The organism is uncultured Ramlibacter sp. (genome assembly GCF_936925435.1).
Classification (GTDB): domain Bacteria; phylum Pseudomonadota; class Gammaproteobacteria; order Burkholderiales; family Burkholderiaceae_C; genus Ramlibacter.
This window is the reverse complement of record NZ_CAKZHQ010000004.1, coordinates 284,884-307,789: the sequence shown is the minus strand read 5'-3', so window position 1 is coordinate 307,789 and position 22,906 is coordinate 284,884. Positions and strand designations below refer to the sequence as shown.

Here is a 22,906-nt window from a genome sequence, read left to right as displayed (position 1 = left end):
GTCAGCGTCCGCGCAGGAAGAGGGCGTCGAGCTCGCGCACCGTGAGCTGGCGCCAGGTGGGCCGGCCGTGGTTGCACTGGTCGGACCGCTCGGTCGCTTCCATCTGGCGCAGCAGGGCGTTCATCTCTTCCAGCGTGAGACGGCGGTTGGCGCGCACCGCACCGTGGCAGGCCATGGTGCCCAGCAGCTCGTTCTGCGCGCGCTGGATCACCGTGCTGGCGTCGTGCTGGGCCAGTTCGGCCAGCACGCTGCGGGCGAGCTCCACCGCGTCGCCCTCGGCCAGGCTGGTGGGCACGGCGCGCACCGCCAGGGTCTTGGCCGAGAAGGGCGTGACCTCCAGGCCCAGGGCCTGCAGCGTGGCGGCGTGGGCCTCGGCGGCCGCCACTTCCTGCGGCGTGGCGGCAAAGGTCGCCGGGATCAGCAGGGGCTGGCTGTGGATCTGGTGTTGGTCCATCTGCAGCTTCAAACGCTCATAGACGATGCGCTCGTGCGCTGCATGCATGTCGACGATGACCAGGCCCTGGGTGTTCTCGGCCAGGATGTAGATGCCCTGCAATTGCGCGATGGCGCGGCCCAGCGGCCACTCGCCGGGTGGCAACTCGCTTGCCGTGGGCGCGGGCCCAGCGATGGCTTGTGCAGGCGGGGTGGACAGCGGGGAGGGCTGCCACAGCGCCCCCAGGTCCGACACCGCCTGGCCTGCTGGCGCTCCGAAATTCATAGCGGGTTGCGCCCACTGCATGCGGGATACGGGCTGATTTTCTTCTGAAACCGAAGCCAGGCCGGGCATCAGCGGCACGGCAGCCTGGCCTGCGCGCGGCGCGGCCAGCGCCTGGTCGACCGCGCGGCGCACGGCCTGGTGGACTTCGCGGCTGTCGCGAAAGCGGACCTCGATCTTGGTGGGGTGGACGTTGACGTCGACCCGCTCCGGCGCGATCTCCACATACAGGGCATAGACCGGCTGGCGGTGCCCGTGCAGCACGTCCTCGTAGGCGCTGCGCGCGGCATGGGTGAGCACCTTGTCGCGCACATAGCGGCCGTTGACGTAGCAGTACTGCTGGTCGGCGCGCGAACGGGCGGCATCGGGGATGCCGGCGCGGCCCGTGATGTGGATGGCGCCGGCGCGATAGTCCACCGCCAAGCCCTGGTCGAGAAAGTCCTGGCCCAGCACGTCGGCCAGCCGCTGCTCGCGCGTGCTGCTGCGCCACTGCTCGACCAGCCGGCCCTCGTGCCAGATGGCAAAGCCCACGTCGGGCCGGGCCAGCGCATGGCGGCGCACCGCCTCGATGCAATGGGCCAGCTCGGTGGCGTCGGTCTTGAGGAACTTGCGGCGCGCCGGCGTGCTGAAAAACAGCTCCTTGACCTCCACCGTGGTGCCAGTGGCGCGGGCCGCCGGCCGCAGCTCGCCGCTGCGCGCGTCCAGCAGGACGGCGTTGGGCTGGCCCTCGGTGCGCGATAGCAGGCTCATCTCCGAGACCGAGGCGATGGCGGCGAGCGCCTCGCCGCGAAAGCCCATGGTGCCCACGGCCTCCAGGTCGGCCAGCGAGGCGATCTTGCTGGTGGCGTGGCGGCGCAGGGCGACGGGCAGTTCCTCGCGCGGGATGCCGCTGCCGTCGTCTTCCACCGAGATCAGGCGCACGCCGCCGGCCAGCAGGCGCACCGTCACCTGGCTGGCCCCTGCGTCCAGCGCGTTGTCGACCAGCTCGCGCACCACCGAAGCGGGCCGCTCGACCACCTCGCCTGCGGCGATCTGGCTGACCAGTTCGTCGGGCAGGTCACGGATGGGGCGGCGCGGGGAGGGCGAGAGGACGGCGTTCACAGGGGGATTCTAGGTGGCAGGGATAATCGCCGCCCATGGACCTCATTGCCTTTCTTCTGGACTTCATCCTGCATGTCGACCAGCACCTGGAAAACTTCGTCACCACTTACGGCGCATGGGTCTATGCCCTGCTGTTCCTGATCGTCTTTGTCGAGACCGGGGTGGTGGTCATGCCCTTTTTGCCGGGCGACTCGCTGCTGTTCGTGGTGGGCGCGCTGTGCGGCGTCGGGTTGCTGAGCTTTCCCATCGCCTGCGTGGTGCTGATCGCCGCCGCCATCCTGGGCGATCAGTGCAACTACGCCATCGGCCGCTACTTCGGCCCCAAGGTCTTCCAGTGGGAGCAGTCGCGCTTTTTCAACAAGAAGGCCTTCGACCAGGCCCATGCCTTCTACGAGAAGTACGGCGGCATCACCATCGTGCTGGCGCGCTTCATGCCCTTCATCCGCACCTTCGCGCCCTTCGTGGCCGGCGTGGCCGCCATGTCGCGCGCCAAGTTCAGCGCCTGGAACGTCGGCGGCGCGCTCATCTGGGTGCTGGGCATCTGCACGGCGGGCTACTTCCTGGGCAGCTTCCCCTGGGTCAAGGCCAACCTGGACAAGATCATCTGGGCCATGATCCTGCTGCCCGGCCTGGTCGTGTTGTTCGGCGCCTGGAAGGCGCGGCGCCGGCCGCAAGCCTCATAGCAGGCTCTCGGGGACCAGCGGCGACAGGAAGATGTTCTGCAGCCACATCAGCGGCGTGGTCTCGGGCTCGCTGGTGAACACGGTCTCCTTGCCGTCGACCGTGGCCAGCCATTCGATGCTGCCCTGCGCATCCAGCCGCAGCTTGTAGGCGCCGGTGCGCTTGTTCATGTCCAGCACCTTGAGCATCTGCGCCGCCAGGGCGGGGCTGTCCACCAGCACGCCCAGCTCGGTGTTCTTGTCGGCCGAGCGCGGGTCCAGGTTCATTGAGCCGATGAAGGTGGTCTGGCGGTCGATCACCAGGTTCTTGGCGTGCAGCCTGCCGATCGACATGCTGGGCACCATGCCCATGGGTGAGCGCGTCGGGCGGCCGCTGCGCGCCGGGCTGAGCTCGTACAGGTCGACGCCGTGGCGCAGCATCTCGGGCCGGTAGCGCGCATAGCCTGTGTGCACGAAGATGGAATCGTTGGCCGCCATCGAATTGGTCAGGATGCTCATCTTCACGCCCTGCTGCGCCAGGCCGCGGATCAGCTCCATGCCCATTTCGCGCGGGATCAGGTAGGGCGAGGACACCACCACTTCCTGGCGCGCCGTCCACATGGCGCCACGCACCTGGGTGGTGACGCTGTTGGCGTGCAGGTGGTCCAGGTCCTTGTTCAGCACCTTGCCGGGCGGGTCGGCAAAGGCATAGGCCGAGCCGCCGGTCAGCGTGAGCCTGCCGGCTGCGAACTCCAGGCCCGGCGCGGTCTGCCCCAGAGCGTCGAGGGCGCTTGGCGGCTCGGGCGCGGCCGGCTCGCCGCTGTCGCCGATCTTGCCATCCCAAGGCAGCTGGCCCAGTGGCCACGCCGGCGGGCTGTCCCAGTAGCGGGCGAACACCGACGCCAACTGCGGCACGATGGCGCCGGCCATCAGCGCGTCCATGTCGACGAACTCGCTGTGCATGTTGCGGGCGAAATACTCGTCGCCCATGTTGCGCCCGCCGGCGACGGCCAGGGCGCCGTCGGCCAGCAGCAGCTTGTTGTGCATGCGGTGGTTCAGGCGCCGCAGGTCGGCCGCGCCGCTGCCAAAGCGGCCGACCACGCTGGTGCGGCCGCAACAGAAGGGGTTGAAGACGCGCACCTCCATCCCGGCCTGGGCCTCCATGTGGCGCAGCATGGGCTCGATGGCGTCGGTCGCCAGGTCGTCCACCAGCAGGCGCACCCGCACGCCGCGGGCGGCGGCCTGCGTCAGGGCGCGCAGAAAGGCCAGGCCCGAGTCGTCGTGGCCGATGTAGTAGTACTGGGCGTCCAGGCTGCGTTCGGCCCGGTCTATCAGTTGCATGCGCGTGTCGAAGGCCTGGCCGCCGTCGGGCAGCAGGCGAAAGCCCGAAGGCTGGTCGGCCGGCAGCGACACTGCGGCAATGCGGCCCAGGGCACTGGCCGGTATCAGGGCCTGGGGCTCACCGGGTGCAGGTGCCATGCGTGCGGGCAGGCTGCTGCAGGCGGCCAGCAGCAGGGGCGCAGCCAGGCACAGGACCAGGCGGCGCCAGAGGGCGGCGGGGGAGGGGAGATGGGAGGAGTCCAAGGCAGTCCTTTGTCGCGCCGCAAGATTACCCCCGTACGGACCGGTGCGCGATCCCTCCAAAGGCCAGGATGGGCCAGGGGCAGCCCGCTTCCGTCTGGGGCAGGTCAGCATCATGGGCAATGAGGCGCTTTCGTGGCCGGGTGCGCCGGCTCTTGCACAAGTCCGCGGTGCAGCGCTGTGGCGACCGCCTCGGTGCGGGTGGACGCGTTCAACTTGTCAAGGATCGCCGCCACGTGGGTCTTGACCGTTCCCGGCGCGACATGCAGCAATTGCGCGATGCTCTTGTTGGCCAGGCCCTGTCCCAGCAGGGCGAGCACCTCCAGTTCACGGGGCGTCAGGGCTTCGTTGTTCAGGCCGTTGGCGACGCACTGTGCCGCCAGCTGCGTCACGTAGCGGCCCCCTTTGGCCACCGTGCGAACGGCAAGCCAGAGTTCTTCCGGATCGCAGCCCTGGTGGACATAGCCATGCGCCCCCGACTCCAGGGCGCTGCGCACCTGCCACTCCCGCTCCAGGGGGCCGACAACGATGATGCGCGGCGCGCCCAAAGCGGCCGTGCGCTGGCGCGTGGGCGCCGCAAGCCAGGCCGCGATGTCTGAAAACTCCACGACGACGATGTCCCAGCTGTTGGCCGCATACGAAGGATCGCCTGCAGGTTTGCCTGCAGCGCCGACTCTCACCGCAAAGTCCGCTTGCTGGGCGCAGATGCTGGCGACTCCCTCTCCCACCACCGGGTCCTCGTGGGCCACCCAGATCCGGATTTTCGATCCGCTGTTGCCGGACGGCAGGCGCGGGCTCACCGGGCGTATCCCGACACCGGCGCAAATGCGTCGCTCGCCTTGACCAGGCCGCGCTCGATGGCGATCGAGGTCGCCTGCGTCCTGGTGGCCGCGCAGAGCTTGGACATGATGGCCCGGACGTGGCCTTTGACCGTCCCCAGGGAGATCTGCAGGTGCTGCGCGATGACCTTGTTGGCCGAGCCCCTGGCCAGGCTCTGCAGAACCGATTGCTCCCTGTTCGTGAATGCGACGTTCGACCAGCTGTCGGCCATCTTCGGCGCCGACACCGGGCAGAAAAAGCGTTGGCCGCGCGCCAGCGCATGGACCGCGTCGCCCAGAAGGTCTGCACGCCCCCCGCCCAGGACGATGTAGCCAGTCGCCCCCATGCGCAGGGCGCTGTGCACCTCGGCTTGCCGGCACTGGTGGCTCAGGACAAGCGTCGGCCGCTCGCATCGCAACCTGGGCTCGTGCCCCGATGCCCTGGCGACAACCGATGGCAGATCTGTGACCAGAACGTTGGCGTTTTCGACCGAATCGGCCAGTTCAATCGCAGACCCGTTGGGCCGCGCGCGGCAAAGAATGGCCATGACGCCGGCAGCCACGATAGGCTCGGTGTGCAGGACATGGCAGCGGATGGTGGACGGGGTGGCCGCCGTGGATCGCGCCGGAAAGGCAGCACTTTGGTGTTGCATAATTGGCTCTGTTGAAGTGAAAAGAAGCATAGGGGTTTGCCCTGATTCTTTGCAGCCAAAGCGACCCATGAATTCGGGATCCAGAAGTGGATTCTTCTAGTGATTCCACTGAACTGTGGCTGAATCCACTCCGTCTCTCGATAAAGTCGATATCAAGATCCTCAAGGTGCTGGCCGAGGATGGGCGCATTTCATGGCGGGACCTGGCCGACCAGGTTGGCCTGTCCGTGACCCCCGTCCTGCGCCGGGTCAAGGCCCTGGAGGATGACGGTCTGATCCGTGGCTACTCCGCCGACCTCGATGAGCCCAGGCTGGGCGGCTCCCTGAGCATCTTTGTGCAGGTCAGCCTGGAAAAGCAGGAAGCCGACGCGCTGGCCCGCTTCGAGGAAGAGATCAGCCTGATCCCACAGGTCATGAGCTGCTTTCTGATGACCGGCGACTATGACTACCAGCTGCGCGTCGTGATGCCCAACCTGCAGGCGTTTCACCTCTTCCTGACGACCAAGCTGGCCACCATCCCCGGCGTCGCCAACGTGAAGTCCAGCTTCGCGCTCAAATCGGTCCTGCTGCGCAAGTCCCCGCTGTTCTGAGCCTGGGAGACAAAAGCACCATACGAAGGTGCAATGGCGCAGGCCCACGCCCGCACCTATGCTGGCGCGTGCCAGAAACTTCAGATCCAGGAAACGGCCGCCACGCCATGTCGGCCGTCAAGCCATTGTTCTGCGTGGTCAGCGACGACGCGCCCTTGCGCTCTTTTGTGCGCTCTGTCCTGTGCTCGATCGGCTTCGATGTTCAGAGCTTCGACGCCGGCAGTGGATTCCTGCTGTCCGGACTGGCACGCCGCTGCGACGGCCTCATCATCGAGACGCAAATGCGGGACATGACGGGCCTGGAATTGCGGCAGGCTTTGCGAGAAGCCGGCGTGCTTGTTGCGGTCATCCATCTGGAGAGAGTCCACAGCGCTGAGGCGCACCCGCAGGAAGCCTGTGTGACACTGACCATCCCGGCGCAGGAAGGCGCGTTGCTCAAGGCGGTGCGCAGTGCCCTGGCAGGGGCCAAGGCCTGACGGCTCAGGCGTTGGCCCGCACGTCCCCGTTGGCTCTGCGAACGGCGGCCGATGCCGGCTGCAAGCCCGATGGCGTCTGGCGCGACACCAGCCCACGCCGGATGGCCACGTGGGCCGCCTCGGTCCGCGAACGCACGCACAGTTTTTCCAGAATGGCTTTCACGTGGGTCTTCACTGTCCCTTCGACCACACCCAGCCTGTTGCCAATCATCTTGTTGCTCCAGCCCGTTGCCACCAGCTCCAGCACTTGGGCTTCGCGCTGCGTCAGGGTGGGGTAGGAGAGCCGCTCCGCGATGCGCTGCCGCGCGATCTCCGAAAGATGGCGTTGGCCGCGTCCCAGCGCCAGCGCGCCCTGCACGATGTCTTCAGCCCTGCAGTCCGTGGGCACATAGCCCAGGATGCCCACAGCCAGCGCGGACTGGACGTCGGACTCGGTCTCGCGCGGCGTGACGACCAGAATGCGCGGCATGCCGGCGCGCCCCCAGTGGGCCGTCGCCAGCGCCGTTGCTGTTTCGTAGTCTGCGACCGTGACCTGCGCGCTGGCCGCTGCCGCCACGGCATCGGCCAGCGTCACGGGGGATGCCACACAATGCCCGACCAGGAACCGGGTGTCTTCGCGCAATGCGGCGCTCACCCCCAGGCGCAGCAGGGGGTCGCGGTGGCAAACCGCCACCCTGATGCGGGGGGAGTCTTCAGGGGATGGGGCTGCAGGTGGCACGATGCTCTCCGGGGATGGCGGCTTGGCGTTGCGAAGTCTGGGGTGGTCCTATTTTTGGGCTTTCGAAGACCCCTGCCCACGGTCCGATGGCATAGACGGATACGGCAAATGGACAGGGGAGGGTGGCGCTCAGCTCTTGAGAAACGCCAGCAGGTCGGCGTTGAGCTTGTCCTTGTGGGTGTCGGTCAGGCCATGGGGCGCGCCGGGATAGACGACCAGCTTGGAGCCGGCAATCTGCGCAGCGGCGGCCTGGGCCGAGGCGGCGATGGGAACGATCTGGTCGTCGTCGCCATGCAGCACCAGGGTGGGCACGTCGAACTTCTTCAGGTCCTCGCTGAAGTCGGTCTCGGAGAAGGCCTTGATGCAGTCGAAGGTCGCCTTGTGGCTGGCCAGCATGCCTTGCATCCAGAACCAATCGACCAGTCCCGGCGACGGCTTGGCGCCGGGCCGGTTGAAGCCGAAGAAGGGGCCGGAGGCGATGTCCTTGTACAGCTGCGCACGGTTGGCGCGCTCGCCGGCGCGCAGGCCGTCGAAGACTTCCATGGGCAGTCCACCCGGGTTCTTCGCGGTTTTCAGCATCTGCGGCGGGACAGCCGAGATCAGGCCGGCCTTGGCGAGCCGCCTGGTTCCGTGCCGGCCGATGTAGCGCGCCACCTCGCCGCCGCCCGTGGAAAAGCCGAACAGGGCCGCGCCCTTGAGGTCCAGCTTCTCGAACAGCGTCGCCAGGTCGTCGGCGTAGGTGTTCATCTCATGGCCACCCCAGGACTGGCTGGAGCGGCCGTGGCCGCGGCGGTCATGGGCGATGACGCGATAGCCGCGTTCCGCGAGGAACAGCATCTGGGATTCCCAGCTGTCGGAGTTCAGGGGCCAGCCGTGGCTGAAGACCACGGGCTGGCCCGTGCCCCAGTCCTTGTAGAAGATCTGGGTGCCGTCTTTGGTGCTGATGTAGCTCATGGAATTTCCTGGTTGAGGGTTGGAAGTGGATGGGACGGCCGATGCAGGGCTTGCAACGGCCGCCAGCGGCAGCGCCAGCGCGGCCGCGATTGCTGCGCCAGTGGCCAAGACGTCCCGACGCGCGGGACACTTTGGATCCTGGTAATTTGCGAGGGACATGGCCCGGCTCCTTGGTTGGCCGGTCTCCGCAGGGGACGGGAGGCCGACCATTCAAGCGTAGGCAGACGGACGGGCGCGCGCACGTGCTGGATGGCGTGCGCCGGACCTTGTCGTTGGAGGTAGAGGCGCCCTTGGGCGATACGCTGACACGCTTAGACTTGCGGCCATGACTGCCTCTCCCTTTCGGCTTTTCCAGCTGGCGCAGTGCCTGCTGGGCCTGGCGCTGCTGCTGGCCGGCGGCTGGCCGGCCCAGGCCGCCAGCGTGGCCGCGGCCGGGCCGCGGGGCCTGGCCACGCCGGCCCTGGCGCTGGCCGATGCCCAGGGCAAGACCTGGAGCCTGGCCGACGCCAGGGGCAAGGTCGTCATCGTCAACTTCTGGGCCAGCTGGTGCGAGCCCTGCCGGGCCGAAATGCCCTCGCTGCAATCGCTGGCCGACCTGTACGGCAACGAGCTCGTGGTGTTGGCGGTGAACTTCAAGGAGCGCGATGCCCGCGCCCTGCAATTCGCCCAGGCTGCCGGCCTGAGCCTGCCCATGCCCATGGACCGCGATGGCGCCGTCGCCGCGCGCTGGGGCGTGAAGGTGTTCCCCAGTTCCTTCATCATCGGCCGGGATGGCCAGGTGCGCTGGCGCGTCAGCGGCGAGGTCGACTGGACCGGCCGCGAGGCCGCGCGCTGGATCGAGCCGCTGCTGAAATAATCCCCCTGCAACAGTTTTCCCCACAGACCTTCCCATGACCACCATTTCCCGCCGCCACCTCCTCGTCACCGCCGGTGCCGCCGCCCTGCCTGCCACCGCCGCGCTTGCCCAGGAACGCCGCTTCGCGCCGCAGCCGGGCAACTGGCGCAGTTTTGAAGTCACCACCCGCGTGGAGATTCCCGTCAGCAGCGGCGTGACGCGCGCCTGGCTGCCTCTGCCCTCGGTGGACGACAGCTGGCAGCGCACCGGTATCAGCGACTTCCGCAGCAACGGCAAGGCCGTGCTGGGCACCGACCCGCATTACGGCGCGCGCTTCCTGCAAGTGGAGTTCGCTGCCTCCCAGGCCGCGCCGTTTGCGGAACTGACCAGCCGCTTCCAGACCCAGGACCGCGCCGTCGACTGGTCGAAAAAGGATGAGCCTGCCCTGTCGCGCGCCGACCTGGCGCCCTGGCTGCAGCCGACCGAGCTGATGCCGCTGGACGGCATCGTGCTGCGCACCGCCAAGCAGGCGACGGCTGGCGCGACGACCGACCTGGAGAAGGTGCGCAAGCTCTACGACTGGACGGTGGCCAACACCTACCGCGAGCCCAAGGTGCGCGGCTGCGGCACGGGCGACATCAAGACCATGCTGGAGACCGGCAACATGGGCGGCAAGTGCGGCGACATCAACGGCCTGTTCGTCGGCCTGTGCCGCGCCGCCGGCATCCCGGCGCGCGACGTCTACGGCATCCGCCTGGTGCCCAGCGCCTTCGGCTACAAGGAACTCAGCGGCAATCCCGCCAGCCTCAAGAGCGCGCAGCACTGCCGCGCCGAGGTCTACCTCACGGGCTACGGCTGGGTGGCGATGGACCCGGCCGACGTGGGCAAGGTCATGCGCCTGGAAACGCCAGAGTGGATCAAGACCACGGCCAACCCCGTGGTGGCCCCGGTGAACAAGGCCTTGTTCGGCGGCTGGGAAGGCAACTGGCTGGCCTTCAACCGCGCCCACGACGTGGCGCTGCCCGGTGCCACCGGCGGCAAGCTGGGCTTTTTCATGTACCCCACGGCCGAAGACGCCAAGGGCCGCTTCGATTCGCTGGCGCCGGACGACTTCAAGTACACCATCACGGGCCGCGAGATCAAGGCCTGAGGCGCACGCTCAGGCCTTGCGCTTGCGGGCATCCTTCATCAGGCTGCTTTCGCTGGTGATCACGCCCAGCACCTTGGCCAGGTGCCGGCTGACCGACACATAGGCGTGGCCGATGCGGCTGTCGAAGTACAGCGAGTCGCCCCGCTTGAGGCGCACCACCTGGCCGGTGTCGAAATGCACGTCGATGCTGCCGCTCAGCACATAGACGAACTCCTCGCCGGGATGGCGCGCATAGTCTTCAGGTCCCGAGACGGCGCGCGAATGCACCGTGCCATGCACCGGGTGCATCTGCTTGCCCACCGCGGTCGTGCCCAGGAATTCGTAGGAGAAGGCAATTCCCCGGTAGACCACGCCCTGGCCGGCACGGGTGAGCACCGGTCCTGCAAACGGCGTGGCTGCCACCCCGGCCTCGGCGAACATGGCGCCCATGTCCATCTTCAAGGCGCGGGCCAAGCCTGAAAAGTTTTCGTAACCCAGGGCCAGCTGGCCGCGCTCGGCGCGCGAGATGGTGGTGATGGACACGCCGGAGCGCTCGGCCAGCTCCGCCAGGGTCCAGCCCAGCTGCTTGCGCGCGGCGTGCAGCCGCCGGCCGAAAGTCACCCGGTCCAGGGTGTGGCCCGAGGCTGGGGGAGGGGCCGCCGCAGGGGGCGCGGCCGATTTCAGCTGGGAGTTGCGCATCCGCAAATTTTGCCCCAGTTGCCCAGCTTGCATTCAGGGAAAACCCCGTGCAAGGAATTTGCGTATCCGCAAAATTGGCCTACACTGCTGCGCAAATCAACGAGATTTCATGTCCTCTTCATCCAGGGCCCGGCGGGCCGACTACCTGATCATCGGCGGCGGCATCGCGGCGGCGTCGGTGGGCCACTGGCTGGCGCCGCATGGGCAGACCATCCTGCTGGAGCGTGAGTCGCAGCCGGGGTACCACTCCACCGGCCGGTCGGCGGCGCTGTTCATGGAAAGCTACGGCACGCCACAGGTGCGCGCGCTGACGCTGGCCAGCCGCGCCTTCTTCGACGCGCCGCCTGCCGGCTTTGCCGACCACCCGCTGCTGACGCCGCGCGGTGCGCTGATGGTGGCCGAGCCTGGCCAGGAATCTGAACTGCAAGAGTGGTGGGAGGTGCTGCGCAGCGTCACGCCGCGCGCGCGCCAGCTCGATGCCGATGGCGCCTGCGCGCTGGTGCCTGCGTTGCGGCGCGAGCGCGTTGCCGGCGCCGTGCTCGAACCCGACGCGGCCGACATGGACGTGCACGCTATCCACCAGGGCTATCTGCGTGGCCTCAAGCGCGCCGGCGGCAGCGTGGTCTGCGATGCCGAGGTCACCGCGTTGCGCCGCGAAGGTGGGCTGTGGCAGGTGCAGGCCGGCGGCCAGCTCTACGAAGCGCCTGTGGTGTTGAACGCAGCCGGGGCCTGGGCCGACGTCATCGCGCAGCGCGCCGGCGTGCCCGCGATAGGGCTGCAGCCGCGGCGCCGCGCGGCCTTCATCTTCGCGCCGCCCCAGGGCGTGGACGCCCACGGCTGGCCGATGGCCATCGGCGTTGGCGAAGACTGGTACATCAAGCCCGACGCCGGCATGCTGCTGGGCTCGCCGGCCAACGCCGACCCTGTGGAGCCGCACGACGTGCAGCCCGAGGAACTCGACATCGCACTGGCCATCCACCGCATCGAGGAGATGACCACGCTGCAGATCCGCCGGCCCACCCGCACCTGGGCGGGCCTGCGCTCCTTCGTTGCCGACGGCGACCTGGTGGGCGGCTTCGATCCCGCCGCGCCCGGCTTCTTCTGGGTCGCGGCCCAGGGCGGCTACGGCATTCAGACCTCGGCTGCCATGGGCGAGACCTGCGCTGCACTGGCGCGCGGCCTGCCCATCCCTGAACGCATCGCCGGCTTCGGCCTGACCGAAGCCATGCTGTCGCCGGCCCGCCTGCGTGCGGCGCCCCTTCCCGCCTGACCCTTCCCAAGAAACCCAGACATGCGCGTCTTCAGCGGCTCCCTCGCCACCGAAACCAACACCTTCGCTCCCATGCCCACGGGACTGGCCTCGTTTCGCGCCCGCGGCTACTACCCCGCTGGCCAGCACCCGGACCACATGACCTTGTTCTCCGGGCCCCTGTGGGCGGCGCGCCAGCGCGGCAAGGACAAGGGCTGGACGCTGATCGAGGGCGTGGTGGCCGGTGCGCAGCCCAGTGGCACCACGACCCGCCACGCCTACGAGACGCTGCGCGCGGAACTGCTGTCCGACCTGAAGAAGGCCATGCCGGTGGACATGGTGTTGCTGGGCCTGCACGGCGCAATGGTGGCCGACGGCTACGACGACTGCGAAGGCGACCTGCTGCAGCAGGTGCGCGCCATCGTAGGCCCCGACGTGGTGGTCGGCGCTGAGCTCGACCCGCACAACCATCTCACGCCGCTGATGACGGCCAGCGCCGACATCCTGATCGCCTTCAAGGAGTACCCCCACACCGACGTGCTGGAGCGCGCCTTCGAGCTGGTGGACCTGTGCGAGGCCATCGCGCAAAAACGCATCCGTCCGGTGGCGGCCGTGGTCGACTGCGAAATGATCGCGCTGTTCCACACCTCGCGCCAGCCCGCCCGCGGCTTCGTCGAGCGGATGCAATCGCTGGAAGGCAAGGACGGCATCCTGTCGGTCTCGCTCACCCACGGATTTCCCTGGGGCGACGTGCCGGAGATGGGCACCAGGGTGCTGGTCTATGCCGATGGCGATGCCGCCAAGGCGCAGGCTCTGGCGCGCCAGCTGGCCAACGAAGTGATCGCCATGCGCGAGCAGCTCTCGCCGCCGTCGCCCGGCATCGACGCCGCGCTCGATGAGGCCCTGGCCTTCGATGGCGGCCCGGTGGTGCTGGCCGACGGCGCCGACAACCCCGGCGGCGGCGCGGCCAGCGATTCGACCTTCATCCTGCGCCGCATGGTGGAGCGCGGCCTCACGAATGTCGCCGTCGGCCCGATCTGGGACCCGGTCGCCGTGCGCATCGCCTCCGAAGCCGGCGTCGGCGCCCGCCTGATGCTGCGCATCGGCGGCAAGGTCAGCGCGCTGTCGGGCGACCCGATCGACCTGGAAGTGACCGTCAAGGCGCTGCACCAGGACCTGGTGCAAACCGGCCTGTCCAACACGCCCACCAGCATGGGCGAGTCGGCCCTGGTGGAGGCCAAGGGCATCGAGATCCTGCTGTGCACGGTGCGCAACCAGGCCATGGGCGCCGATCTGTTCACGCGCGCCGGCTGCGAGCTTGCCAGCAAGAAGATCGTCGTGGTCAAGTCCTCGCAGCATTTCTATGCCTCGTATTCGCAGATCGCCAGACACGTGATCTACGCCGACGCGCCCGGTTCCGTGGCGCGTGACCTCAACACCCTGCCGTACCGCAAGGTCCGGCGGCCGCTGTGGCCGCTCAAGACGGCGGCCCGCTGAAGCTTTCCCCGACCCACTCCTGGAGAACACCAAGATGAATCGACGCTCTCTTTCCGTGCTTGCCTCGGCTGCCCTGGTCGCGGGCGCGCTGTTCGCCGCGCCGGCCATGGCCCAGACCCCGGCCAAGACGCTGCGCATCGTGGCGCACGCCGACCTGAAGATCCTGGACCCGACCTTCACCACGGCCTACATCTCGCGCAACTTCGGCTACATGGTCTACGACACCTTGTTCGCCCAGGACGCCAATGGCAGCCCGAAGCCGCAGATGGTGGACAAGTACAGCAGCTCCAAGGACGGCCTGCAGTGGAGCTTCACGCTGCGCCCCGGACTGAAGTTCTCCGACGGCAGCGCCGTGACGGCCGCCGACGCCGTCGCCTCGCTGCAGCGCTGGGGCGCGCGCGACTCGATCGGCCGCGCCATGGGCGCCGCCGGCGCCGAATGGAAGGCGGTCGACGCCCGCACTTTCGCGTTGTCGCTCAAGGAACCCTTTGGCATGGTGCTCGACGGCCTGGCCAAGCCCTCGGGCTACCCCATGCTGGTGCTGCCCGAGCGCCTGGCCAAGCTGCCGGCCACCTCGCCGATGTCCGAGGTGCTGGGCTCCGGCCCCTTCATCTTCAAGCGTGACGAATGGGTGCCCGGCAACAAGGCCGTGTTCGTGAAGAACCCCCACTATGTGGCCCGCACCGAGCCCGCCAGCGGCCTGGCCGGCAGCAAGAAGTCCAGCTTCGACCGCGTCGAATGGCTGTACCTGCCCGACTCCAACAGCGCGGTGGCCGCGCTCAAGAAGGGCGAGGTCGACATGATCGAGCAGCTGCCGCCCGACTACATCACGCCGTTGCGTTCCGACGCCAACATCAAGATCCGCGCCGCCGGTGCCTGGCAGGGCTTCATCGTGATGAACCAGCTGCACCCGCCCTTTAACAACATGAAGGCGCGCCAGGCGCTGGCGCACGCGGTGAGCCAGGACCGCTTCACGGCGGCCATGGGCTATCCCCTGGACATGCGGGTGACCTACTGCGCCACCTACTTCATCTGCGGCGGCCCCAACGAAACCTCGGCCGGTGCCGAACCCTTCCGCAAGCCCGACCTGGCCAAGGCCAAGCAGCTGCTGGCCGAGTCCGGCTACAAGGGCGAGAAGGTGGTGGTGCTGGTGCCCACCGACGTCACCTACCTGAACGCCGAGGCGTTGATGACTGTGCAGACGCTCAAGAGCATGGGCGTCAATGTCGACGCGCAGAGTTCGGACTGGGCCTCCATCGGCGCGCGCCGCGCCAAGCGCGACGCGCCCGAGGCCGGCGGCTGGAACGTCTACGTCACCGTCGCCGGTGAGTTCGACGTGAACTCGCCCGTCACCAACGCCTACCTCGCGCCGTCCTGCGGCAGCAGCATGCCCGGCTGGCCCTGCGACAAGGAACTGGACGAACTGCGCACCGCCTGGCTCAAGGAAACCGTGCCGGCCAAACGCAAGGAGCGGCTCGACGCTTTCCAGACCCGCGCCTACCAGGCCATCCCCTACGTGAATGCCGGCCAGTATTCGGCCGCCATCGCCGCCCGCACCAGCCTCAAGGGCCTGGACAAGATGTGGGCCGGCATGCCCACGGTATGGATGCTGGACAAGTAAAGGCCGCAAGCACCCATGGCCTACCTGCTGCGCCGGCTGCTCGCCACGCTGCCCGTGATGGCGGTGGTGGCCGTCATCGTCTTCCTGCTGATCCACCTGTCGCCGGGCGATCCGGCGGCACTGATCGCCGGCGACCTGGCCACCGAGGAGGACATCGCCAAGCTGCGCGTGGCGCTGGGCCTGCACCAGCCGCTGTGGCAGCAGTTCGCGATCTGGCTGGGCAAGCTGCTCACCGGCGACCTGGGCACCTCCATCTTCACCCAGGTGCCGGTGTCGCAGCTGCTGGCGCAGCGGCTGGAACCCACGCTGTCGATCGCCGCGCTGACCATGCTGATCACCCTGGTGGTGGCCGTGCCGCTGGGCACCCTGGCGGCCTACCGCGCCGGCAGCTGGGTCGATCGTCTGGTGATGCTGTTTTCGGTGCTCGCGTTCTCGCTGCCGGTGTTCCTGGTCGGCTACCTGCTGATCTACGGCTTCGCGATGCAACTGCAGTGGTTCCCGGTGCAGGGCTACGTCCGCTTCGCCGAGAGCCCGTTCGGCTGGCTGCAAAGCCTGGTCCTGCCCTGCGTGAACCTGGCCCTGGTCTACATTGCGCTGGTCACCCGCATGACGCGCGCCACCGTGCTGGAAGTGCTGCACGAGGACTACATCCGCACGGCCTGGGCCAAGGGCCTGGGCGTGCTGCCGGTGCTGGGCCATGCGCTGCGCAACGCCGCGATCCCGATCGCCACCACCGTCGGCGTCGGCATCGCCTTGCTGATCGGCGGCGTGGTCGTCACCGAAACCGTCTATGCGATCCCTGGCGTCGGCCGGCTGGTGATCGATTCCGTGCAGCGCCACGACTACCCGGTGATCCAGAGCGTGCTGCTGCTGTCCGCCGGCGTCTATGTGCTGATCAACCTGCTGATCGACCTGAGCTACCGCCTGTTCGATCCGCGCATCCGTTACTGAAATGTCCGCCGCACTTCCCGTTGCCGACGCCGACCCGAACGGCGACGCCGCTGCGCCCATCCGCCGCTGGCGCTGGCTGCGCAAGCACCCCACGCTGGTCATCGGCGCGCTGATGCTGTTGCTGGTGGCCGCGATCTCGCTGGCCGCGCCCTGGCTGGCCACCCACGACCCGCAGGACCTGGACCCGCTGGCCCGCATGCAGCCGCCTTCGGCCGAGCACTACCTGGGCACCGATGCGCTGGGCCGCGACGTTTTCAGCCGCGCCGTCTGGGGCGGCCGCGTGTCCCTGGTGGTGGGCATCGCGGTGGCGGTGCTGGCCACCATCGCCGGCGTTGCCATCGGTCTGGTCTCGGGCTTCGTGCGCTGGGCCGATGGTCCCATCATGCGTTTCATGGACGGCCTGATGGCCATTCCCGGCATCCTGCTGGCGATCGCCCTGATGGCCGTCACCCGGGCCAGCCTCACCACGGTGATCGTCGCCATCACCATTCCCGAAATACCGCGGGTGGCGCGGCTGGTGCGCTCGCTGGCGCTGACGCTGCGCGAGCAGCTGTTCGTGGAAGCGGCGCATGCCGTGGGCACCCGGCTGCCCACCATCCTGTGGCGCCACGTGCTGCCCAACATGGTGGCGCCGCTGATCGTGCAGGCCACCTTTGTCGCCGCCTCGGCCGTTCTGATCGAGGCCTCGCTGTCCTTTCTGGGCGTGGGCATCCCGGCCCAGACGCCCAGCTGGGGCAACATGATGGCCGAGGGCCGCAACTTCGTGGCCGTTGCCTTCCACATCATCCTGTACCCCGGCATCTTGCTGGCGCTGACCGTGCTGGCCATCAACCTGCTGGGCGACGGCCTGCGCGACGCGCTGGACCCGCGGCTGGCGCGCCAGCTATGAGCATGAAACCCATTGCCGACGCGCCGCTGCTCGAAGTCGACGGCCTGCGCACTTACTTCGACACCCTGGCCGGCACCGTGCGCTCGGTCGACGGCGTGAGCTACACCGTGCACGCCGGCCAGACCCTGGGCGTGGTCGGCGAGTCCGGCTGCGGCAAGAGCGTGACGGCGCTGTCCATCCTGCGCCTGGTGCCGCGTCCGCCCGGCCGCTTTGCTGGCGGCGCCGTGCGCTACCGCGGCATCGACCTGCTCAAGCTGTCCGAGAAGGAGATGCGCGAGATCCGCGGCAACCGCATCTCCATGATCTTCCAGGAGCCCATGACTTCGCTCAACCCGGTGCTGACGGTGGGCCGGCAGATTGCCGAGACCGTGCAAGTGCACCAGAAGGTGGGCCGGGCCGAGGCGTTGCAGCGCGCCGTGGAGATGCTGCGCGTGGTGCAGATCCCCGAGCCGGAGCGCCGCGCCAACGAATACCCGCACCAGCTGTCGGGCGGCATGCGCCAGCGCGTGATGATCGCACTGGCCCTGGCCTGCAACCCGGAACTTCTGATCGCCGACGAGCCGACCACCGCGCTGGACGTCACCATCCAGGCCCAGATCCTGGACCTGCTCAAGCGCCTGCAAAAGGAGTTCGGCATGGGCGTGGTGCTGATCACGCACGACCTGGGCGTGGTGGCGGAAAGCTGCGACCGCGTGGTGGTGATGTACGCCGGCCGCAAGGTGGAAGAAGCGGATGTGCAAGACCTGTTCGACCGGCCGCTGCATCCCTACACGCGGGCGCTGATGTTGGCGATGCCGGCCATGAACACCAGCAGCCGCCGGCTGGCCGAGATCCCCGGCATGGTGCCTGCGCCGCACGAGCTGGGCCGTGGCTGCGCGTTCGCAGCACGCTGCGGCCATGCCAACGAGCGTTGCCGCACGCAGGCGCCCGCGCTGACCGAACAGGGCGCGGGCCATACGGTGGCCTGCTTCGCGGTGCAGGAAAACCGCCTGCCGGCGCGCGAGGAGGCGGCAGCATGAGCACGCCCCCTTTGCTGCAAGTCAGCAACCTCAAGAAGCACTACATCTCGCCCAAGCGCTGGCTGATGCCGCAGCAGCCGCCCATCCAGGCGGTGGACGATGTCTCGTTCACGGTGGCCAGGGGCGAGACCCTGTCATTGGTGGGCGAGTCGGGCTGCGGCAAGACCACCACCGCCAAGTCGGTGCTGCGGCTGGTGGAGCCCAGTTCCGGCTCGGTCAAGCTCGCCGGCGAGGAACTGCTGGGCCTGTCAGCCGAGCAGTTGCGCCAGCGCCGCCGGCAGATGCAGATCATCTTCCAGGACCCCTATGCCTCGCTGAACCCGCGACTGAGCGCCGGCGAAGCGGTGGCCGAGCCCTTGCGCAACTTCGGCGTCGGCGACCGCAAGGAGCGCGCCGAGCGGGTGCAGTGGCTGTTCTCCAAGGTTGGCCTGCGGCCTGAGGCGGCCAAGAAGTACCCGCACGAATTTTCCGGCGGCCAGCGCCAGCGCCTGGGCATTGCCCGCGCGCTGGCCTTGCAGCCGCAGCTGATCGTCTGCGACGAGCCGGTGTCGGCCCTGGACGTGTCGGTGCAAGCCCAGGTGGTGAACCTGCTGATGGACCTGCAGCAGGAGTTCGGCATCGCCTACCTGTTCGTGGCCCACGACCTGGCCGTGGTGCGCCACATCAGCCACCGCGTGGCCGTGATGTACCTGGGCCACATCGTGGAGGTGGCCGACCGCGACACGCTGTTCGCCGCGCCGCGCCACCCCTATACCGAAATCCTGCTGTCGGCCGTGCCCGTGCCCAACCCGCGCACGCCGGCCAGGCGCATCCTGCTGCAGGGCGACCCGCCCAGCCCGGCCAGCCCGCCCACCGGCTGTCGCTTCCACACCCGCTGCCCGCTGGCGCAGCCGGTCTGCGCCGAGCAAAAGCCCGCGCTGAGTGCGCGCGAGGGCCAGGGCGAGCACCTGGTGGCCTGCCATTTCCGCTGAACCTGGAGAAGACCTAGTGAACGACAAGCAGGTGGACCTGATCATCCGCAACGGCACCGTCATCGACGGCAGCAAGGCGCCGCGCTATGAGGCCGACGTCGCCGTCAAGGACGGGCGCATCGTGGCCATCGGCGAACTCGCCGGCTACACGGCCACGCAGACGCTGGATGCCAAGGGCCGCATCGTCGCGCCCGGTTTCATCGACTCCCACACCCACGACGACACGGCCGTGCTCTCGCATCCCGGCATGGACTTCAAGGTCTCGCAGGGCGTCACCACCGTGATCGCGGGCAATTGCGGCATCTCGGCGGCGCCGCTGCGCCACGACATGGAACTGCCCATGCCGCTGGCCCTGGTGGAAACGACGCCAGCCGCGCGTTTCACCAGCTTCGCCGCCTACCTGGCGGCCATGCGCGCCCAGCCCTCGTCGGTGAACATCGCGGCGATGGTCGGCCACTCGACCCTGCGCGCCGTGGTGATGAGCGAGCTGGACCGCCCGGCCAATGCCCGGGAAATCGCGCAGATGCGCGAGATGGTGGAGGAGGCCATGCAGGCCGGCGCCATCGGCCTGTCGACCGGCACCTTTTATCCGCCGGCGGCGGCCGCCACCACCGAGGAGATCATCGAGGTGGCACGGCCGCTGACCTCGCGCAAGGCGATCTATGCCACGCACATGCGCGACGAAAGTGCCCATGTGATGGATTCGCTGGAGGAGACCTTCCGCATCGGCCGCGAACTGGGGGTCCCGGTGGTTGTCTCGCACCACAAGGTGCAGAACCAGGCCAACTTCGGCCGCTCCCAGGAGACCTTGCCGCTGATCCGCGAGACCATGAAGCACCAGTGCGTGTCGCTGGATTGCTACCCCTACACCGCCGGCTCCACCATGATCCGCACCGACCGCGGCATGCTCGAGGGCCGGGTGCTGATCGCCTCCAGCGATCCCCATCCCGAGATGGCCGGCCGCGACCTCGACGACATCGCCAGGGAATGGGGCGTGGCCAAGGACGCGGCGGCGCGCCGCCTGCAGCCGGGCAGCGCCATCTATTTCATGATGGACGAGAACGACGTGCAGCGCATCCTGGCGTTCGACGAGACCATGGTCGGATCGGACGGCATCCCGGTGGGCGACAAGCCGCACCCGCGCCTGTGGGGTACCTTCCCGCGCGTGCTGGGCCACTACAGCCGCGACGTCGGCCTGTTCCCCCTGGAGACCGCGGTCTGGAAGATGACCGGCCTGACCGCGCGCAACTTCGGCCTGGCCGGTCGCGGCACGCTCAAGGCCGGCAACGCCGCCGACATCGTGGTGTTCGATGCCGCCACGGTGCGCGACGCCGCCAATTACACCAACCCGACCCTGCCCGCCGAAGGCATCCACGCCGTGATCGTCAACGGCGCGCTGACCTGGCGCGACGGCGTCCACCAGGGCGCGCGCCAAGGCCAGGTCCTGACCCGCAGCAATTCCAAGTAAAGGTAGCCATGAGCAATTCCATCGAACGCTTCCCCACGCCCCTGCCCGTGCCCTTTTCCAAGGCGGTCCGCGCCGGCGGCTTCATCTTCCTGTCCGGCCAGCTGGCCATGCAGGCCGATGCGACCATCGTCGCCGGCGACGTCCAGGTGCAGACGAAGTTCGTGCTCGAGCGCATCGCCGCCACCTTGCAGGAAGTCGGCTCCAGCATGGGCGACGTGGTCAAGGCCACCGTCTGGCTGGCCAACCTGGACGACTTTGCCGCTTTCAACGAAGAGTACAAAAAGCATTTCAGCGCCGGCCTGCCGACGCGTTCCACCGTCGAGGCCAAGCTCTACAAGGGCGCGCTGGTGGAAGTCGAGGTGCAGGCGCTGGCCCGCTAAGGCCTGTCGATCCGGCGCGCTCTGGTTCGTCGTGTGTTTTTCAGGAGAATCACGCCATGAGCACACAAACCGTCCGCTTCCACCGCGTGCTGCGCGCCCCGCCAGAACGCATCTACCGCGCTTTCACCGAGCCCGCTGCCTTCGAGCGCTGGCTGCCGCCATTTGGTTTCACCGGCAAGGTTCACGCCATGGACCCGGTGGTCGGTGGCACCTACCGCATGTCGTTCAGCAATTTCGGCTCAGGCCACAGCCACTCGTTTGGCGGGACCTACCGCGAGCTGGTACCGGGCCAGCGCATCGCCTATGACGCCGCCTTCGATGACCCCAATCTGCCGGGCACCATGAAGACGACGGTCACGCTGACAGCCGTCTCCTGCGGCACCGAGATGCAGATCGTGCAGGAGGGCATCCCCAGCGTGATCCCGGCCGAGATGTGCTACCTGGGCTGGCAGGAGTCCCTGGTCGCCCTGGCGCAGCTGGTCGAGCCGCAGATTCCCGACTGAAGCGGCGGGCGCGCTGGTTCTTCAGCGCGGCGCGACCCGGCTGTCCAGGCTGGGCGGCACATAGGCCGGCTGGATGCGGCAGCCCTTGCCGTAGCCGGCTTCATAGCCCTGGCACAGGGCCAGCACTTTTTGCGGCGTGGGCTTGTCGCCCTTGTCGACCCAGTCCAGCAGCGCAGTGAACAGGGCGGGGTACTGGGCGTCGGCCAGGTAGCTGTGCTCGGACTCGTCGCTGAAGGTCTGGACCAGCAGATGGCCGGTGCCGGCGCGCTGCAGGATGCCGCGGTAGGCCGACTCCAGCTCGACGAAGGCCGTGGGATCGTTGAAGGCATGCAGGGTCAACACCGGCACATTGACCTTGCCCTGCGGCTCGCTGTCCTGCGCCAGCAGGGCCACGGCGGCGGGGTCGGCCGCGTAACGCAGCACGCCGGCATTGAGGGCCGCATCGTTGGCCGATCCTTTGTAGGCCACGGCTGTGTTGCCGAAGGCGTTGCGATTGCCCAGGCGCAGCTGGCTCAGGTCCTGCAGCAACCAGGTCGCCCAGTTCAGATGGCCCAGCAGCGAGCGCTCCTGGATCTTGATGACATTCACGATGGCGGCGAGATTGGCCTTCTGCTGCTCGCTGCGCTGGGCGGCCGGCGCTCCGATGCCGGTGCACTCGCGCACCCGGGCGGCCAGCTCAGCGCGCGTGAGCTTGCTGTCCTTGGGCAGGCCCATCCACAGCGGGTAGGCCGGCTCGTCGGCCTTGGGATGGTTCTTGCACACGGCCTGGTAGACCACGCGCAGGTCCAGCCGGAAGCCATAGGCCCGGTTGCCGCCGCCCAGAACCGAGCTGGTCAGCAGCACGCCGTCGTAGGGGCCGCGCTGGCCGTCCACCGTGGCATACAACTCTGCGGCCTTGGAGGCGACGCCGCCGCCGTAGCTCTGGCCGTGCAGCAGGGTGCGGCGCGGCTGGCCGAACTCGCGCACAAAGAGCTTGCGCAGGCGTTCCGTGTCTTCAGCCGCCATGGTCACGCCATAGCCGCCGCGCCGGTAGGTGGAGCCGGCCCAGGCGTAGCCGGCCTTGACGGTGACGGCCCAGCGCTTGAGGTCTTCCTCGCTGCGCTTGAGTTCGGCCGGGCCAGTGTCGGCCGGGCCGCCATGGGCGTGCATCACCAGCACACCGGTGCTGGGTGACCAGTCCTTGGGCAGGGCGATCCAGTAGAAGGCGCCGCTGCCGTCCGCGCCGGTGAAGCAGCGCGCCCCGGCCGGCACTTCGGCCGGGCAGGCCTGGGGCGCAGGCTTGGCCGCCGGGGGCAGGGCGGCAACGGGCGCGTCGAAGGCAGAGGGAGTGGGAGACGGTGTGCTGGCGCAGGCGGCCAGCAGGGCGGCCGTGGCCAGGGCAAGACAGGTGTTTCGCATGCCGAGCATGCTAGGGGAAGGGCCGCAGCCCGT

The 22,906-nt window shown here is 68.5% G+C and carries 23 protein-coding genes; 15 read left to right on the top strand and 8 right to left on the bottom strand.

What is annotated here, in order from left to right:
* Window position 1: 1 nt before the first annotated feature.
* A complete protein-coding gene (mutL, locus tag Q0632_RS05100; protein ID WP_298925113.1) occupies window positions 2-1,816 on the bottom strand; it encodes a DNA mismatch repair endonuclease MutL in 1,815 nt (604 codons plus the stop codon).
* A 35-nt stretch (window positions 1,817-1,851) separates the two neighbouring features.
* On the opposite strand from mutL, the gene Q0632_RS05095 reads away from it, so the two are divergent.
* Window positions 1,852-2,499 (top strand): DedA family protein, encoded by a 648-nt coding sequence (locus Q0632_RS05095; RefSeq protein WP_298925108.1) that lies wholly within the window; start codon window positions 1,852-1,854, stop codon window positions 2,497-2,499.
* Here Q0632_RS05095 and Q0632_RS05090 read toward each other — a convergent pair.
* From Q0632_RS05090 to Q0632_RS05080, 3 genes are all read right to left on the bottom strand, one after another.
* On the bottom strand, window positions 2,494-4,059 hold the full coding sequence (locus tag Q0632_RS05090; RefSeq protein ID WP_298925106.1) for a phosphatidylserine/phosphatidylglycerophosphate/cardiolipin synthase family protein: 1,566 nt from the start codon (window positions 4,057-4,059) through the stop codon (window positions 2,494-2,496). The two genes, Q0632_RS05095 and Q0632_RS05090, sit on opposite strands and share 6 nt — an antisense overlap.
* A 110-nt stretch (window positions 4,060-4,169) precedes the next feature.
* On the bottom strand, window positions 4,170-4,856 hold the full coding sequence (locus tag Q0632_RS05085; RefSeq protein ID WP_298925103.1) for a response regulator transcription factor: 687 nt from the start codon (window positions 4,854-4,856) through the stop codon (window positions 4,170-4,172).
* The gene (locus Q0632_RS05080; RefSeq protein WP_298925100.1) at window positions 4,853-5,527 is read right to left on the bottom strand and encodes a response regulator transcription factor; all 675 of its coding nucleotides are present in this window, start codon (window positions 5,525-5,527) and stop codon (window positions 4,853-4,855) included. Before Q0632_RS05080 ends, Q0632_RS05085 begins: the two co-directional genes overlap by 4 nt.
* Before the next feature lie 115 nt (window positions 5,528-5,642).
* Between Q0632_RS05080 and Q0632_RS05075 the strand changes: the two genes are divergently transcribed.
* Entirely contained in the window at window positions 5,643-6,116 is a 474-nt protein-coding gene (locus Q0632_RS05075) for an Lrp/AsnC family transcriptional regulator (RefSeq protein WP_298925098.1), read from the top strand.
* Between the two features lie 107 nt (window positions 6,117-6,223).
* A complete protein-coding gene (locus tag Q0632_RS05070; RefSeq protein ID WP_298925096.1) occupies window positions 6,224-6,592 on the top strand; it encodes a response regulator in 369 nt (122 codons plus the stop codon).
* A gap of 4 nt (window positions 6,593-6,596) precedes the next feature.
* Here Q0632_RS05070 and Q0632_RS05065 read toward each other — a convergent pair whose 3' ends face one another.
* Window positions 6,597-7,178: a response regulator transcription factor gene (locus tag Q0632_RS05065; protein ID WP_298925095.1), complete on the bottom strand. Its 582-nt coding sequence runs from the start codon at window positions 7,176-7,178 to the stop codon at window positions 6,597-6,599.
* 261 nt (window positions 7,179-7,439) lie between these two features.
* Window positions 7,440-8,423 carry an alpha/beta hydrolase gene (locus tag Q0632_RS05060; protein ID WP_298925093.1) on the bottom strand — a complete coding sequence of 328 codons (984 nt, stop codon included), beginning with the start codon at window positions 8,421-8,423 and terminating at the stop codon, window positions 7,440-7,442.
* A gap of 166 nt (window positions 8,424-8,589) precedes the next feature.
* Here Q0632_RS05060 and Q0632_RS05055 point away from each other — a divergent pair, with 166 nt between their 5' ends.
* Window positions 8,590-9,120, top strand: a complete 531-nt coding sequence (locus Q0632_RS05055; RefSeq protein WP_298925090.1) for a TlpA disulfide reductase family protein — start codon at window positions 8,590-8,592, stop codon at window positions 9,118-9,120.
* Between the two features lie 34 nt (window positions 9,121-9,154).
* Window positions 9,155-10,249: a transglutaminase-like domain-containing protein gene (locus Q0632_RS05050; RefSeq protein WP_298925086.1), complete on the top strand. Its 1,095-nt coding sequence runs from the start codon at window positions 9,155-9,157 to the stop codon at window positions 10,247-10,249.
* A gap of 9 nt (window positions 10,250-10,258) precedes the next feature.
* Here the strand turns inward: Q0632_RS05050 and Q0632_RS05045 are convergent, their stop codons facing one another.
* Window positions 10,259-10,927 carry an XRE family transcriptional regulator gene (locus Q0632_RS05045; RefSeq protein WP_298925083.1) on the bottom strand — a complete coding sequence of 223 codons (669 nt, stop codon included), beginning with the start codon at window positions 10,925-10,927 and terminating at the stop codon, window positions 10,259-10,261.
* Window positions 10,928-11,036: 109 nt separating this feature from the next.
* Here Q0632_RS05045 and Q0632_RS05040 point away from each other — a divergent pair, with 109 nt between their 5' ends.
* The 10 genes from Q0632_RS05040 to Q0632_RS04995 are packed head-to-tail and all read left to right on the top strand — an operon-like array spanning window position 11,037 to window position 21,475.
* Window positions 11,037-12,197, top strand: a complete 1,161-nt coding sequence (locus tag Q0632_RS05040) for an FAD-binding oxidoreductase (RefSeq protein WP_298925080.1) — start codon at window positions 11,037-11,039, stop codon at window positions 12,195-12,197.
* A gap of 21 nt (window positions 12,198-12,218) precedes the next feature.
* Window positions 12,219-13,673 carry a M81 family metallopeptidase gene (locus Q0632_RS05035; RefSeq protein WP_298925078.1) on the top strand — a complete coding sequence of 485 codons (1,455 nt, stop codon included), beginning with the start codon at window positions 12,219-12,221 and terminating at the stop codon, window positions 13,671-13,673.
* Between the two features lie 34 nt (window positions 13,674-13,707).
* Entirely contained in the window at window positions 13,708-15,294 is a 1,587-nt protein-coding gene (locus Q0632_RS05030) for an ABC transporter substrate-binding protein (RefSeq protein ID WP_298925075.1), read from the top strand.
* 15 nt (window positions 15,295-15,309) lie between these two features.
* Window positions 15,310-16,245, top strand: coding sequence for an ABC transporter permease (locus Q0632_RS05025; protein ID WP_298925072.1), 936 nt, complete (start codon window positions 15,310-15,312; stop codon window positions 16,243-16,245).
* 1 nt (window position 16,246) lies between these two features.
* Window positions 16,247-17,134: an ABC transporter permease gene (locus Q0632_RS05020; protein WP_298925069.1), complete on the top strand. Its 888-nt coding sequence runs from the start codon at window positions 16,247-16,249 to the stop codon at window positions 17,132-17,134.
* Entirely contained in the window at window positions 17,131-18,153 is a 1,023-nt protein-coding gene (locus Q0632_RS05015; protein ID WP_298925066.1) for an ABC transporter ATP-binding protein, read from the top strand. Before Q0632_RS05020 ends, Q0632_RS05015 begins: the two co-directional genes overlap by 4 nt.
* On the top strand, window positions 18,150-19,124 hold the full coding sequence (locus Q0632_RS05010; protein ID WP_298925062.1) for an ABC transporter ATP-binding protein: 975 nt from the start codon (window positions 18,150-18,152) through the stop codon (window positions 19,122-19,124). Before Q0632_RS05015 ends, Q0632_RS05010 begins: the two co-directional genes overlap by 4 nt.
* A 16-nt stretch (window positions 19,125-19,140) precedes the next feature.
* Window positions 19,141-20,592: an amidohydrolase family protein gene (locus Q0632_RS05005; protein ID WP_298925059.1), complete on the top strand. Its 1,452-nt coding sequence runs from the start codon at window positions 19,141-19,143 to the stop codon at window positions 20,590-20,592.
* Between the two features lie 8 nt (window positions 20,593-20,600).
* Window positions 20,601-20,972: a RidA family protein gene (locus Q0632_RS05000; RefSeq protein ID WP_298925056.1), complete on the top strand. Its 372-nt coding sequence runs from the start codon at window positions 20,601-20,603 to the stop codon at window positions 20,970-20,972.
* Between the two features lie 56 nt (window positions 20,973-21,028).
* On the top strand, window positions 21,029-21,475 hold the full coding sequence (locus tag Q0632_RS04995) for an SRPBCC family protein (protein ID WP_298925052.1): 447 nt from the start codon (window positions 21,029-21,031) through the stop codon (window positions 21,473-21,475).
* Between the two features lie 21 nt (window positions 21,476-21,496).
* Here the strand turns inward: Q0632_RS04995 and Q0632_RS04990 are convergent, their stop codons facing one another.
* A complete protein-coding gene (locus Q0632_RS04990; RefSeq protein ID WP_298925050.1) occupies window positions 21,497-22,873 on the bottom strand; it encodes a hypothetical protein in 1,377 nt (458 codons plus the stop codon).
* Window positions 22,874-22,906: the final 33 nt, after the last annotated feature.